The organism is Aeromonas bivalvium (genome assembly GCF_046078285.1).
In the GTDB taxonomy this organism is placed as follows: Bacteria; Pseudomonadota; Gammaproteobacteria; order Enterobacterales; family Aeromonadaceae; genus Aeromonas; species Aeromonas bivalvium.
Window position 1 is genome coordinate 302,479 of record NZ_JBGXBV010000005.1, and the last position, 13,550, is coordinate 316,028.

Here is a 13,550-nt window from a genome sequence, read left to right on the forward strand (position 1 = left end):
ATTGCTTATGGGGGCTCTCCCACAAACAACAAACGATGGCCTACCTGTACCCCTTCGAATACAAGTAAAGCTTTAAAGTATTGCTGTCTTATCGACAGCTGTAACGTGGGCCGGGCGATTATAAGTGAAGTTGCCTTAAATATCACCTGCTAATTTCACTGCCATGAAGCTAGCAAATGTCGCCCGGCCCTACCTGCCGCAGATGCCCATCCGACTGGCAGGCGCGGTATTGTGACTAAGGAAGGTGCACTCTGGCAAGGTATTCGTGCGATTGCATCTCTTGCAGCCGTGAAAGACAGCGCCGGAACTCGAAGTCGAGCAAGCCGCTGCCATAGAGTTCGGCCATGGGAACCGCGGCCGAGACGATGAGTTTGACGTGCCGCTCATAGAACTCGTCCACCATGGCGATGAAGCGACGCGCCGCATCGTCCGAGCCGGCCCCCATGGGCTGAACCCCGGCCAGCAAGACGGAGTGGAACAGCCGCGACAGCTCAATGTAGTCCCCCTGGGATCGCGCCGTGCAGCAGAGCTCGTCGAAGCCGATGTAGAGCACGCCTTCTTCGGCACCCAGGCAGTTCAGTTGGCGGTGGTTTATCTCTATGGCTCCCGGCTGCGCCTGCTTTTTCCCCGCCAACTGCTGAAAATAACGGTCCAGGTTGGTCCTGGCCTGGGCGTCGAGGGGATAATGGTAGATCTCGGCCTGCTCCAGGGTACGCAGCCGGTAGTCGACCCCGCCATCGACATTGAGGATCTCGCAATGCTGCTCGATGAGCGCGATGGCCGGCAGGAAGCGAGCCCGTTGCAGGCCATTGCGATAGAGATCCTTGGGTGGAATGTTGGAGGTGGCCACCAGCACCACGCCATGACCAAACAGCGCCTGAAACAGGGTGCCGAGCAGCATGGCATCCGTGATGTCGGAGACAAAAAACTCGTCAAAGCAGATGATGTCCGTCTCATCGGCCAGGCGACGCGCGATGAGCAGCAGGGGATCGGCCTGCCCGGTCAATCCCTTGAGCTCATCGTGCACCCTGTGCATGAAACGGTGGAAGTGGACTCGCAGCTTGCGCTCCCCCGGCAGGCTGTCGAAGAAGGTATCCATCAGCCAGGTCTTGCCTCTGCCCACACCGCCCCACATATATAACCCCTGGATGGGTTGCCGCCCCTTGGGCTTTTGCCACCACCCCAGCAGGCCGCGGGATCTGGTCGGAGTCGGGCGGGCGCAGAAATCCTGATAGAGTCGCTCCAGGTGTGTCACTGCCATCGCCTGGGCCGGATCGGCCTGAAAATCAGCGCGTTGCAGATCTTGCTGATATTTTTGCTGCGGGGTCATCCTGTCAAACGCCTCCAAGTCCCTGAATTGAGGACAAAAGGGTATCACGGCCTCGGGGCGCACGGTATAGTGCCCCCAGGTCTGACGGCCATCCGAAGCCGTCATCCACATGTTGAATTAGCTGTAACAAGGAGCATCTATGAGTCTGTTAAATGGGATCTTGCTGGCCGTTGCCGCCCTGATTATCGGAGTCCTGATCGGTCGTTTTACCGTGCGCAGCCGCGATGCCGGTCGCCTCGAGCGCGAACTCAACACCGCCCGCAAGGACATGGAAAGTTACCAGGGCCAGATCAACAGCCACTTTGCCGACAGTGCCGCCCTGATGGAACAGCTGGCCGAGCAGTATCAGACCCTGTATCGCCACATGGCCGAGCAGAGCAAATTCCTGGCCAAGGCCGAGGAGCCGCTGTTCCGTGAGCCGGAAGTGGAAGCCGCTCCCGCCGACGAGGAAGCGAACCAGGGCCAGCCTCCGCGGGACTATGCCGGCAGCGCCTCCGGTCTGCTGAAGCAATCCAGTTGACACTTTTCGGGAACTAATCCCTTGATCTGCGGTCAGATCCTTGGCGAAAGTACAGTCAATTAACTGGGAGCTGTTATTCATATGCGTAAACCTCTTTCTCTGCTCAGCGTGCTAGCCCTCAGCGTCGGTATCGCCCTCTCTGCGGCCCCCGCCCAGGCGGCACTGCCCTCCTTGATGGGAAATCAGGATATTCCGAGTCTGGCCCCCGTGCTGGAACAGGTGACCCCTGCCGTGGTCAATATTTCCGTCTCCGGCAAGAAGATCACCAGACAGCGTCTGCCCGAGCAGTTCCGCTTCTTCTTCGGCCCCAACATGCCCAATGAACAGGTGAGCGAGCAGCCCTTCCAGGCGCTCGGTTCCGGGGTCATCATCGATGCCAAGAAGGGTTACGTGATCACCAACGCCCACGTGATCCACGAGGCGGACGAGATCAAGGTCAGCCTGAAGGATGGCCGCGAATTTACCGCCAAGAAGATAGGCGAGGACAAGCAGTCCGATATCGCCCTGCTGCAGATCAAGAGCGATGACCTGACCGCCATCAAGCTGGCAGACTCCGACGATCTGAGGGTCGGCGATTATGCCCTGGCCATCGGCAACCCGTTCGGTCTCGGCCAGACCGTAACCTCCGGCATCGTCAGTGCGCTCGGTCGCAGCGGCCTCAATATCGAGAACTTCGAAAACTTCATCCAGACCGATGCGGCCATCAACTCGGGCAACTCGGGCGGCGCCCTGCTCAACCTGCGTGGCGAACTGATCGGCATCAACACCGCCATCCTGGGCCCCAATGGCGGCAACATCGGCATCGGCTTCGCCATTCCGTCCAACATGGTGCGTGACCTGTCCGAACAGATCATCAAGTATGGCGAGGTGCGTCGTGGCCAGCTGGGCATCACTGGCGCCGAACTGACCTCTGACCTGGCCAAGACCTTTGGTTCCACCAAGCAGAACGGCGCCTTCGTCAACCAGGTCATGCCGGGCTCGGCCGCCGACAAGGCGGGTATCAAGGCCGGTGACATCATCTCCAGCATCGATGGCAAGGCGATCCGCTCGTTCGGGGAGCTGCGCGCCAAGATAGCCACCATGGGCGCGGGCAAGCAGGTCACCCTCGGCATAGTGCGCGATGGCAAGGAAGAGAGCGTCAAGGTCACCCTGAAACAGGCCGATGACAGCGAGGTGCGTGCCAGCGCCCTGCATCCCGCCCTGGAAGGGGCCAAGCTCAGCACCACCACGGATCCGGTGACCGGTGTCGCCGTGTCCGACATCGATGCCCGCTCCCCGGCGGCCGCGTCCGGCCTGCAGAAGGGGGACGTGATCATCGGCGTCAACCGGCTGAGGGTGAACACCCTGGCCGACCTGACCAAGGCGCTGAAGAACAAGCCGGATGTGCTGGCTCTCAACATCCAGCGAGGCGACTCCTCCCTCTATCTGGTGATCCGCTAGGACCACCCCTGCCTTGTAGCCTCCATCACCCGCGACCCAGGTCGCGGGTGATTTTTATTCATCGTTAGTGTTATTCTCTGCTGGCAGCGACCAGCAATGAGAATGACATGAAAATCCCACCTCTGATCAGTTACTTGGGCAAGTCGATCGCCTTTGGCCTCATGGTCGCAGCCCTGTTGCTGCTATTCTTTCCCACCCTCAGAGGCGGCGCCCTGCTGCCCGACCTCATCAGCAACAGCCGGGAGATGAGTTTCTCCTATGCCGCCCACCGCGCCGGTCCTGCCGTGGTCAACATCTATACCCGCAGTTTTGCCGGTGCCCGCGGCGAGAAGGCGGAGCTGAGGCCCCAGGGGCTGGGGTCCGGGGTCATCATGAACCCGCGCGGCCATGTGCTGACCAACTACCATGTCATCGCCGACGCGGACCAGATCATAGTCGCGCTGCAAGATGGCCGGGTGTTCAGCGCCGAGCTGGTGGGGACCGATCGCCTGACCGATCTCGCCGTGCTCTACATCGAATCGGACAACCTGCCTGTGATCCCCCAGGATCCCGACCTGCGCCCGGACGTGGGGGACGTGGTACTCGCCATCGGCAACCCCTATAACGTCGGCCAGACCATCACCCAGGGCATCATCAGCGCCACCGGCCGCCTCGGCCTCTCCAGCATGGGCCCCGACAGCAACGGCCGTCAGGATCTGCTGCAGACCGATGCCGCCATCAATGAAGGCAACTCGGGCGGCGCCCTGGTCAATGCCAACGGCGATCTGGTCGGCATCAACACCGCTGCCTATCACCTCAACGGCAACCAGGAGAGCTACGGCATCAGCTTCGCCATTCCCTATCGCCTCGCCAAACGCATCATGGATGAACTGATCACCAACGGCCGGGTCATCCGTGGCTACCTCGGCATCTCCAGCGTCGAGATCAACCCCATAGTGGCGCGCATGATGAACCTCGGCGATCTGCGCGGCCTGGTCGTGGAGAGCCTGGATCCCGCCGGCCCCGCCGCCAGGGGCGGACTGAGGCGCGGTGACGTCCTGCTCAAGATCAACGGCGAGGCCATCAGCGGGGTGCGAGCCGCCATGGACAAGATTGTCGAGAGCCGCCCGGGTGCCCAGATGACGATTTCCGTCATCCGCGACGGCAAGCCCTTCGAGCTGACCGTCACCATAGAGGAAGATCTGCGTTACCAGAATCAGCAGGCCGCCAGCGCGGCAGGGTCCAGCTGACCCCAGATTCCCGCGGGCGGCCCCTCGCCGCCCGCCTAGCCTCGCGCCGACAACATGATCCGGCTCACACTCTCACCCCGTTCCTGCAGCGCCCCCTTCCTTGCACCATCTGTGAATCCCCTCACAGATCCCGGCCCTCATCGCCGCCTCAAGCCGATCCAGATCAAATAAACACCGCCCCTTCGGCCCCTGCTGACGGATTTCCGCTTGCTGGTGGAAAAACCCTGCCTCCCGCCCGCTCCCGGAGATGACATAGGGTAAGCCCATATCTCGTCGTCATCAGGAGAGCAGAGCGTGCAAACCCCTCATCACAACCTCACCCCGGACAGTGCGCCCATCGGCCGCAAGAGCAACGATGTCCTGGCCCGCATCTACTCGCTGCTGGGGGAGCACGGCATAGTACCCAATGAAGTCCAGCAGCAGATGCTGGCATCCCACGTCAAGGCCATGGTGTGGCGCTCCCATAGCGGCGAGCCCCTGCCGGAGGTCGATCTCTCCCTGTTCGAGGAGATCTCCCCCCTCTCGCTGCGGCTGGCCGAACAGGTCGTCGCCTGGCTGGATCATCTGGCCTATGAAGAAGCCCATCTGTTATCGGTCCACTTCGAAGTGGCCAAAGAGAACGAACTCAGCTCAGTCAAAGGAGAACACTAAATGTCGGCTATCAAACTCGTGATTGGTGATCGTCTCGGCAAGGGACAAAAAGTAGGGGCCGGCGCCGAGGCCGCCGGCGCCAGCGTGACCGTGATCCCCGGCATGGCCGCGGACATGAAGCTTGGCGATGTGATGAACAGGGAGCAGGCGGATCTTGGCATCTCATTCTGTGGCAGCGGCGGCGCCGGTGCCATCACGGCCCAGACCAAGTACGGCTACAAGTGCCGCTATGGCATGCGTTCGGTCGAAGAGGGGGTCACCGCCATCAACGAGGGCTGCGTGGTGCTGGGTTTCGGTTTCATGGACAAGGAAGAGCTGGGTCAGAAGCTGGTCGAAGCCTTCGCCAAAAAGCACGGGCGCACCTGATGAACCACCAGTTCACCAGTGAAGTGAGGGTGAGCGGCAAGGGCGCCACCCGGCAACAGGCCTTCGCCGCCGCCCTCAGCAAGGTGCAGTCGAGCCTGCTCAAGGAGACGGAGCAGGTGCTGCTGCGCGTCGAACCTCTGGCGGTCAAGGTGCTCAAGGCCGAGGAGTCGGTGCGGGTGGAAAAGTTCCTGTTCTTCTTCCTGCCGAGAACCCGTCATGAATTTCGGGTCGAGCTCGAGATCCAAGTCAGCATCAACGCGATCGATACCCGGCAGCTGGAGTTCACCCGGGTGTAGCGCGCTTCAAAAAGGATAGGTTGCATGTTTCTAATCATTTTCATCAAGTCGCTGATCATCGGCGGCCTGGTCGGCGTCGGGGTCGGCGCCGGCGCGGCGCGGATGTTCCATGCCCCGACCTGCCAGGGAATGGGGGCGTTTCGCACCCTGGGGGAGCTCAACTCCTGCGAAGGGGATCCTGCCTCCCACTTCTCCTTCGGCCTCGGCTTCTTCTTCAACGCCTGGGCCTCGACCGTCGCCGCGGGCGCCTTCACCCAGGACGTGGATCACCGCATCATCCCGCACTGGGCCACGGCCGTGCTGATGATCAACAACCGGGACCTGAGCACCACCCTGCACGATCCCAAGAAGATGGCCATCGCCGGCGGCCTCATTGGCGCCATCGTGGTGGCGTTTCTCAACAGCACGGCCGCCGCCGTCCCCGAGGCGCTGCAGGTGACCGCCGTCAAGGTGCTGGTCCCCGCCGCCAACCTGCTGGTCAATACCATCATGCCGGTGATCTTCTGGCTGGCCGCCATTGAGGCGGGCAAGAAGTCCGGCTTCTGGGCCACCATCTTCGGCGGCCTGGCCCAGCTCATCATGGGCAACGCCGTGCCGGGTCTGGTGCTCGGCATCCTGATCGGCAAGGGGGTGGAAGAGAGCGGCTGGAACCATGTCACCCGGGTGATGATGGTCGCCATCGTGCTGCTGTTCGTGCTGAGCGGCTTCTTCCGCGGCTTCGACATGAAACTGATTGAATCCTTCCACCTCGGGGTTCCCCTGTGGCTGGAGAACATCCATAACCTGCTGGTCAGCAAATAAGAGGGCATCACAGTGGATGAGAAATTGAGAAACAACTTCTGGTATGCCGACTGGTCCTTCCCCATTTTCGTGGGACTGCTCTCGGCCGGGGTGTTTGCCGGTACCCATATGTACTACCTGTACGGGGTGGGCGCCTTCAACGAGGTGGCCTTCGTCGCCATGCTCAAGGCCGGGATAGACACGGGCGTCTATGGTGCGGTCGCCGCCTTCGGTGCCAGCTTCCTGTTCGCCCGCATCATTGAGGGCTCTCTGGTGGGGATACTCGACATAGGCGGCGCCATCCAGACCGGGGTAGGTCTGGGGATCCCAGCCCTGCTGCTGGGGGCTGGCATCGTCTATCCCCTGGAGAGCTTCGGCGCCTCCCTGGCCACCGGCATGCTGATCGGCGTCGCCATCGGCGGCATCATCATCCTGGCCCGCAAGTTCACCATCAACCAGAGCGACTCCACCTACGGGGCGGATGTGATGATGGGGGCGGGCAACAGCTCAGGCCGCTTCCTCGGTCCCCTGATCATCCTCTCCGCCATGGGGGCCTCCATCCCCATCGGCCTGGGATCTCTGTTCGGTGCCCTGCTGTTCTATCTCTGGGGCAAACCCATCACGGGGGGGGCCATCCTGGGCGCCATGCTGCTGGGGGCCTTCTTCCCGGTGGCCATCTCCTGACCCTGCCGCTCGTCGCCAGCGCGGCGAGCGGATCCTGCGAGGCACATCCATGTACGACATCATCATCAGAGGGGCCCGCCTGGCTGGCGGCGAGCTGACCGACATCGCCATCCAGGATGGCAAGATTGCCGCCCTGGGGGCGCTCGAGGGGGCTGGCGCCCAGCGCGATATTCGTCTCGACGGCCGCCTCTACCTCAGCGCGGGCTGGATAGACTCCCACACCCACTGCTACCCCCACTCCCCCATCTACCAGGATGAGCCGGACAAGATAGGGGTCCAGGCCGGCGTCACCACCGTCATCGATGCCGGCAGCACAGGCGCCGACGACGTGGACGCATTCAAGGCGCTGACGGAGCAATGTCAGACCCGGGTTCATGCCCTGCTCAACATCTCCCGCATCGGCCTGCTGCGCCAGAACGAGCTGGCCGATGCCGCCGACATAGACCCAGCCCTGGCCCGGGCCGCCATCGCCCGCCACCCCGACTTCATCGTCGGCATCAAGGCGCGCATGAGCGGCAGCGTGGTGGGGGACAACGGCCTGGCGCCGCTGCGCATCGCCAAGCAGATCCAGCAAGACAACGGCAAGCTGCCGCTCATGGTCCATGTGGGCAATACGCCGCCGGATCTCGACGAGCTGGTCGCCCTGCTCGGCGACGGGGATCTGCTGACCCACTGCTACAACGGCAAGCCGAACCGCATCCTGACCCCGACCGGAGAGCTGCGGGTGGCGGTGCGCGACGCCATGCGCCGCGGCATGAAGCTGGATGTGGGTCACGGTGGCGCCAGCTTCAGCTTCGAGGTGGCCGAGCAGGCCATCGCGGCCGGGGTGCTGCCGGACACCATCAGCTCGGATATCTATTGCAAGAACCGCATCAAGGGCCCTGTCTACAGCCTGGCCCATGTGATGTCCAAGTTTCTCGCCATCGGTCTGCCCCTGGAGCGGGTCATCGCCTGCGTCACCAGCCGGGCCGCCGATGCCCTGCGGCTGACCGGCAAGGGGCGGCTCGAGGTGGGCGCCGACGCGGACCTGACCCTGTTCGAGCTGGCCCACCAGCCATGCCTGTTTGCCGATACCGAGGCGCAGCAGCGCGCCGGGGAATACCAACTGCTGCCCGTCGCCGCCCTGGTGGCCGGCACCCTGACACTGACTCAATACGGGAAATCTCACCATGCCTTCTGTCTATGAGAAATATGCGCTCAAACCCGTGATCAACGCCTCCGGGCGCATGACCATTCTCGGGGTGTCGACCCCGGCGCCCGAGGTGCGGGAGGCCGTCGCATTCGGTCTGGATCACTACTTCGAGCTGAAGGATCTGGTCGACAAGAGCGGCGCCTACATAGCCCGCCTGCTGGACGTGGAAGATGCCGTGGTGGTCTCCTGCGCCTCCGCCGGCATCGCCCAGTCGGTGGCCGCCGTGATAGTGCGGGGCGACCCCTACCGCCTCGAGCACCTTCACGCCCACGACCATGGCGTACCGAGCGAGATAGTGCTGGCCAAGGGCCACAATGTGAACTTCGGCGCACCGGTCGGCACCATGGTCAACCTCGGCGGCGGCACCCTGGTCGAGGCCGGTTACGCCAACGAGTGCTCCCCGGCCCAGCTGGCGGCGGCCATAGGCCCGAACACGGCGGCACTCCTCTACATCAAGTCCCACCACTGCGTGCAGAAGAGCATGCTGTCGGTGGCCGAGGCGGCCGAGGTGGCCCGGGCCCATGGGCTCCCTCTCATCGTCGATGCGGCGGCGGAGGAAGATCTGCGCCTCTACGACCGCCTGGGTGCGGATCTGGTCATCTACAGCGGTGCCAAGGCCATCGAGGGCCCCACCAGCGGCCTGGTGCTCGGCAAGCGTCAATATGTGGAGTGGGTCAAGCAGCAAAGCGGCGGCATAGGTCGCGCCATGAAGGTGGGCAAGGAGGGGATCCTGGGGCTGACCCGTGCCATAGAGCGCTACCTGGCCACGGAGCCCGAGAGCGGCGCCGCCATGGTGGCCAAGATGACCCCCTTCATCGAGGGGCTCAATCGCCTGAGCGGCATCAGCGCCCGCGTGGTATGGGACGGCGCCGGGCGCGACATCGCCCGCACCGAGATCGCCTTCGATGAGCAGCAGCTCGGCTACCACGCCAGGGAGGCCGTCAGCGCCTTGCAGGCAGGCAACCCCGCCATCTATTGCCGTGGCTACCGTGCCAACGAAGGCAAGATTGAAATCGACGTGCGCAGCGTCAATCCGGACCAGCTCGCACAGATCCAGGATGCCATCGCCCGACTGGGCCAGGAGAAGCGTTAATGAAACTGACCCCCAACTACTACCGTGACCGTGTCTGCCTCAATGTGCTGGCGGGCTCCAAACACAATGCCGTCGAGGTCCATGCGGCCGCCGAGGGCCATGTGCTGGTCGGGGTGCTCTCCAAGAGCTACCCGGATGTGCCGAGCGCCGTGGCCGACATGGCCGACTACGCCGCCCTCATCGACAACGCCCTCTCCATCGGCCTGGGAGCCGGGGATCCCCGCCAGTCCACCATGGTGACCGAGCTGGCCCGCCAGCTGCAGCCCCAGCACGTGAATCAGGTCTTCACCGGGGTCGGGGCCAGCCGGGCCCTGCTCGGCCAGTCAGAGACCCTGGTCAACGGTCTCATCTCCCCCAGCGGCACCCTGGGCATGGTGAAGATCTCCACCGGCCCCCTCAGCGCCCGGCAGCCCGATGGCATCGTGCCCATCGACACCGCCATCGCCCTGCTCAAGGACATGGGAGGCAGCTCGGTCAAGTTCTTCCCCATGGGGGGGCTGGCCTGCCGCGCCGAGTATCAGGCGGTGGCCGAGGCCTGCGCCCGCCACGGCTTCTGGCTGGAACCCACCGGCGGCATCGACCTCGACAACTTCGAGGAGATAGTGCGCATCGCCCTGGAGGCCGGGGTCGAGAAGGTGATCCCCCATGTCTACAGCTCCATCATGGATCCCGAGAGCGGAGAGACTCGCCCGCAGGATGTGCGCGCCCTGCTCGCCATCGTCAAGAGGTTGCTGGCCTGATGAGACGGGAGGGCGCATCCGTGCCCTCCTTCTCCCGACCCCCAGCTGGTCGGGTTGGGCTATTGAACGATATATCGATATGATTCCCCTCGTGATTCTCCCACGGCCAGCATGGAGCGACCCGATACCCTCATGAAGTTTCCCACACCTCGCCTGAACCAGTTGCTGGACATCCTGCGGGACGAGGCCCTGCCCCAGGAAGAGCTGGCCCGGCGGCTGCATGTGTCCACCCGCACGGTGCGCACCGATGTCGCCACCCTCAACGAGCTGATCGCCGACCATGGCGCCCACCTCATCCATCAGCGGGGGGCGGGTTATCTCCTCAAGATCTATCACCAGGAGCGGTTCGACGCCCTGCTCGCCAGCCGCAGCCAGGAGAGCAAGCTGCCCCGCACCAGTCGGGAGCGGGTGCTCCACCTCCAGCTGATGCTGCTCAGCGCCGAGCAGGGTATCAAGCTCGACGATCTGGCCGACACCTGGTATCTGAGCCGGGCCGCCCTGCAGGGGGACATGACGGAGGTGCGCGAACGGCTGGCCCACTTCGGGCTCACCATAGAGAGCAGGGCGCGCCTCGGCATGCGCATCCAGGGGGAGGAGACGGCCATCCGGGCCTGCCTGACCCAGCTGCTCTATCAGGAGCTGCTCCATAACACCCAGCTGCAGAGCCTGCTGCCGACCCTGTGTCCCAGCAAGACCCTAGAGGTGCTCGGCAACCGCATTCACGAACAGCTCGCCCGCCATCGGCTGCGGCTCACCGATGAGGGCCTGCAGCAGCTGACCATCTACTGCGCCGTGCTGCTGCTGCGCCTGGCCGCCGGTCACGAGCTGACCCGCTTCGATCCCGAGGATCTCACCCCCGCCATGGTGGCGGTGGCCCGGGATATCAGTGCCGAGCTGCCAACCCTGACCCCGCCCGGGGAGAGCGAGCTGGCCTGCCTCGCCATCCAGATCCAGGCGAGGGTGATCGCCGACAACCCCAGACTCAACCCCGCCATGGCGAGGGAAGGAGAGCGGCTGGTCAATCACCTGCTCGACTACATCCACCAGCACTTCCCCTATGATCTGGGCCATGACGCCCAGCTGCGCGAGGATCTGCTCACCCACATCAGCACCATGCTGCTGCGGGTCAAATATCAGATAGGCAGCCACAATCCCCTGGCCGAACACATCAAGCAGCACTACCCCCTCGCCTACGAGATCACCCTGGCCGCCCTCTCGGCCTGGGTCAAACAGACCCCCTATCGCCTCACCGACCACGAGATTGGCTACCTGGTGATCCATATCGGGGTGGGCCTGGAGCGGCACTACGACATAGGCTACGAGCGCCGCCCTCACGCCTTGCTGCTGTGCGACGGGGGCAATGCCACCTTCCGGGTGCTGGAGGCCAGCATACGCCGGGAATATCCCCAGCTGAGGCTCACCAGCCTGGACTCGGTGCGCGAGTACGAGGCCCTGGCGCGGCTGGAGCAGGACTTCGTCATCAGCACTGTGAGGGTGAGCGAGAAGGGGGTGCCCGTGGTCCAGGTCGCCCCCTTCCCGACCCAGTATCAGCTGGAGCAGCTCGGCAAGCTGGTGCTGATCGATCGCACCCGCCCCTACCTGCTCGACAAGTATTTCAGCGAGGAGCATTTCCTGATCCTGGATGCCCCCCTGACCCAGCAGCAGCTGCTGGATCGGGTATGCACCCAGCTGGAGGCGGAAGAGAGGGTCGAACCCGGCTTTCGCGCCTCCCTGTTCGAGCGGGAGGCCATCGTCTCCACCATGCTGGGGGACGGCATGGCCCTGCCCCACTCCCTCGGGCTGCTGGCCAAGCGCACCTGCGTCTATACGGTGCTGGCGCCCCAGGGCATAGAGTGGGGCAATGGCGAGATCGCCAGCCTTATCTTCGTGCTGGCCATCAGCAAGCGGGACTATGAGGAGGCCATGGGCCTGTACGATCTCTTCATCAGACTGATGAACGAAAAGGCCAGCAAGAGTCTGCTGGCCTGTGAAGATTTTGCCAGTTTCAAGGCGCTGGCGCGCACCGGGCCCCACTAGCGGGGTGCCCTACTCCTCGTTGAACCCCGAGGTGAACAGGGCCACCACGGCGGCCAGGGCCGCCTCTTCCTGGGGTCCCTCGGCTTGTACCTCCACCCGCTTGCCCTGGGCCGAGTCCAGCATCAGCATGCCGATGACGCTGTCGGCATCGGCCTCGACGCCCTCTTCGTTGCGCAGCAGCACATGGGCATCGAATCCCTGCACCAGTTCAAACAGCATCATGGCCGGGCGCGCATGCATGCCCAGCTTGTTCTTCACTTCTACCGAGGCGGAGACTGTCATCTGACCTCCCGTTGCGCCATCAATGTTGCGGATCCCGTTTGTCGAGGGTGCGATGGCGGATCTGCACGTTCTTGCCGAGCCCCTCGAAGGTACGCGCCAGCTGTTCGGCGATGAACACGGATCTGTGCTGGCCGCCGGTGCAGCCAATCCCGACCGTGAGATAGCTGCGGTTGTTGCGCTCCAGGGCCGGCAACCAGGTCGCCAGCATGTTCTCGATCTGCAGGGTGAACTGCATCACGTCGGGCTGGCTCGCCAGATAGCGGGCCACCGGCTCATCCTTGCCGGTGAACGGCTTGAGCTCGGGGATCCAGTGGGGATTGGGCAGGAAGCGGGCATCGAACACGAAGTCGGCGTCCTTGGGGATACCGTACTTGAAGCCGAACGACTCGAACACCAGCACCAGCTCATTCTCCTTCTTGCCGAGCACCCGGGTCTTGATGAGCTCGCTGAGGTCATGAATGCTGAGACTGGTGGTGTCGATGCGCAGGTCGGCACTCGCCGAGATCGGCGCCAGCAGATGGGTCTCTTCACGGATCGCCTCGTCCAGGGAGAGGCGCTTGCGAGAGAGGGGGTGCAGGCGACGACTCTCGCCGTAACGCTTGAGCAGGGTGCTGTTCTCCGCATCGAAGAAGAAGCTGCTGTATTGCACCCGACCATCGCCGCGCACCTGGGCCAGCAGGGTCTCCAACCGCTCCGGATCACCGGGCAGGTTGCGCACGTCTATGCTGACCGCCAGCTTGTCGTACTGGCGCTCGACCGAGACGATCAGCTGAGGCAGCAGATTGACCGGCAGATTGTCGACACAGTAATACCCGAGATCTTCCAGTACCCGCAGCGCAACGGTCTTGCCCGACCCGGAGCGGCCACTGACTACGATAAGCTGCATCTTGCAACCTCCACAGCGACGAGT

The 13,550-nt window shown here is 63.5% G+C and carries 15 protein-coding genes; 12 read left to right on the forward strand and 3 right to left on the reverse strand.

The genetic code is table 11. The features are described from left to right. Window positions 1–235: 235 nt before the first annotated feature. The gene (zapE, locus tag ACEUCR_RS14130) at window positions 236–1,330 is read right to left on the reverse strand and encodes a cell division protein ZapE (protein WP_408790925.1); all 1,095 of its coding nucleotides are present in this window, start codon (window positions 1,328–1,330) and stop codon (window positions 236–238) included. A 139-nt stretch (window positions 1,331–1,469) separates the two neighbouring features. On the opposite strand from zapE, the gene ACEUCR_RS14135 reads away from it, so the two are divergent. From ACEUCR_RS14135 to ACEUCR_RS14190, 12 genes are all read left to right on the forward strand, one after another. After that, window positions 1,470–1,850 (forward strand): YhcB family protein, encoded by a 381-nt coding sequence (locus ACEUCR_RS14135; protein ID WP_408790929.1) that lies wholly within the window; start codon window positions 1,470–1,472, stop codon window positions 1,848–1,850. Between the two features lie 81 nt (window positions 1,851–1,931). Then, on the forward strand, window positions 1,932–3,290 hold the full coding sequence (locus ACEUCR_RS14140; RefSeq protein WP_111873085.1) for a DegQ family serine endoprotease: 1,359 nt from the start codon (window positions 1,932–1,934) through the stop codon (window positions 3,288–3,290). Between the two features lie 107 nt (window positions 3,291–3,397). After that, window positions 3,398–4,519, forward strand: coding sequence for an outer membrane-stress sensor serine endopeptidase DegS (gene degS / locus ACEUCR_RS14145; RefSeq protein WP_042001512.1), 1,122 nt, complete (start codon window positions 3,398–3,400; stop codon window positions 4,517–4,519). Window positions 4,520–4,813: 294 nt separating this feature from the next. After that, window positions 4,814–5,170: a transcriptional regulator gene (locus ACEUCR_RS14150; RefSeq protein ID WP_392441261.1), complete on the forward strand. Its 357-nt coding sequence runs from the start codon at window positions 4,814–4,816 to the stop codon at window positions 5,168–5,170. Then, a complete protein-coding gene (locus ACEUCR_RS14155; protein ID WP_042001503.1) occupies window positions 5,171–5,536 on the forward strand; it encodes an SFCGS family glycine-rich protein in 366 nt (121 codons plus the stop codon). Beyond that, a complete protein-coding gene (locus ACEUCR_RS14160; protein WP_111873083.1) occupies window positions 5,536–5,832 on the forward strand; it encodes a DUF4312 family protein in 297 nt (98 codons plus the stop codon). Before ACEUCR_RS14155 ends, ACEUCR_RS14160 begins: the two co-directional genes overlap by 1 nt. Window positions 5,833–5,856: 24 nt before the next feature. After that, window positions 5,857–6,633: a DUF4311 domain-containing protein gene (locus ACEUCR_RS14165; protein WP_408790932.1), complete on the forward strand. Its 777-nt coding sequence runs from the start codon at window positions 5,857–5,859 to the stop codon at window positions 6,631–6,633. Between the two features lie 12 nt (window positions 6,634–6,645). Beyond that, complete coding sequence (locus ACEUCR_RS14170; protein WP_111873082.1) at window positions 6,646–7,296, forward strand: DUF4310 family protein; 651 nt, start codon at window positions 6,646–6,648, stop codon at window positions 7,294–7,296. Between the two features lie 49 nt (window positions 7,297–7,345). Next, window positions 7,346–8,482 (forward strand): amidohydrolase/deacetylase family metallohydrolase, encoded by a 1,137-nt coding sequence (locus ACEUCR_RS14175; RefSeq protein ID WP_408790935.1) that lies wholly within the window; start codon window positions 7,346–7,348, stop codon window positions 8,480–8,482. After that, on the forward strand, window positions 8,466–9,581 hold the full coding sequence (locus tag ACEUCR_RS14180; RefSeq protein ID WP_392441254.1) for a DgaE family pyridoxal phosphate-dependent ammonia lyase: 1,116 nt from the start codon (window positions 8,466–8,468) through the stop codon (window positions 9,579–9,581). Before ACEUCR_RS14175 ends, ACEUCR_RS14180 begins: the two co-directional genes overlap by 17 nt. Continuing rightward, a complete protein-coding gene (gene dagF / locus ACEUCR_RS14185; protein ID WP_408790938.1) occupies window positions 9,581–10,321 on the forward strand; it encodes a 2-dehydro-3-deoxy-phosphogluconate aldolase in 741 nt (246 codons plus the stop codon). The genes ACEUCR_RS14180 and dagF overlap by 1 nt, the downstream gene beginning before the upstream one ends. A 132-nt stretch (window positions 10,322–10,453) precedes the next feature. Continuing rightward, a complete protein-coding gene (locus tag ACEUCR_RS14190) occupies window positions 10,454–12,358 on the forward strand; it encodes a BglG family transcription antiterminator (protein WP_408790941.1) in 1,905 nt (634 codons plus the stop codon). A 9-nt stretch (window positions 12,359–12,367) separates the two neighbouring features. On the opposite strand, the gene npr is transcribed toward ACEUCR_RS14190, so the two are convergent. Together npr and rapZ are read right to left on the reverse strand one after the other, a co-directional pair. Beyond that, a complete protein-coding gene (gene npr, locus ACEUCR_RS14195) occupies window positions 12,368–12,640 on the reverse strand; it encodes a PTS phosphocarrier protein NPr (protein WP_042001480.1) in 273 nt (90 codons plus the stop codon). Window positions 12,641–12,659: 19 nt separating this feature from the next. Next, a complete protein-coding gene (rapZ, locus tag ACEUCR_RS14200) occupies window positions 12,660–13,526 on the reverse strand; it encodes an RNase adapter RapZ (RefSeq protein ID WP_042001477.1) in 867 nt (288 codons plus the stop codon). Window positions 13,527–13,550: the final 24 nt, after the last annotated feature.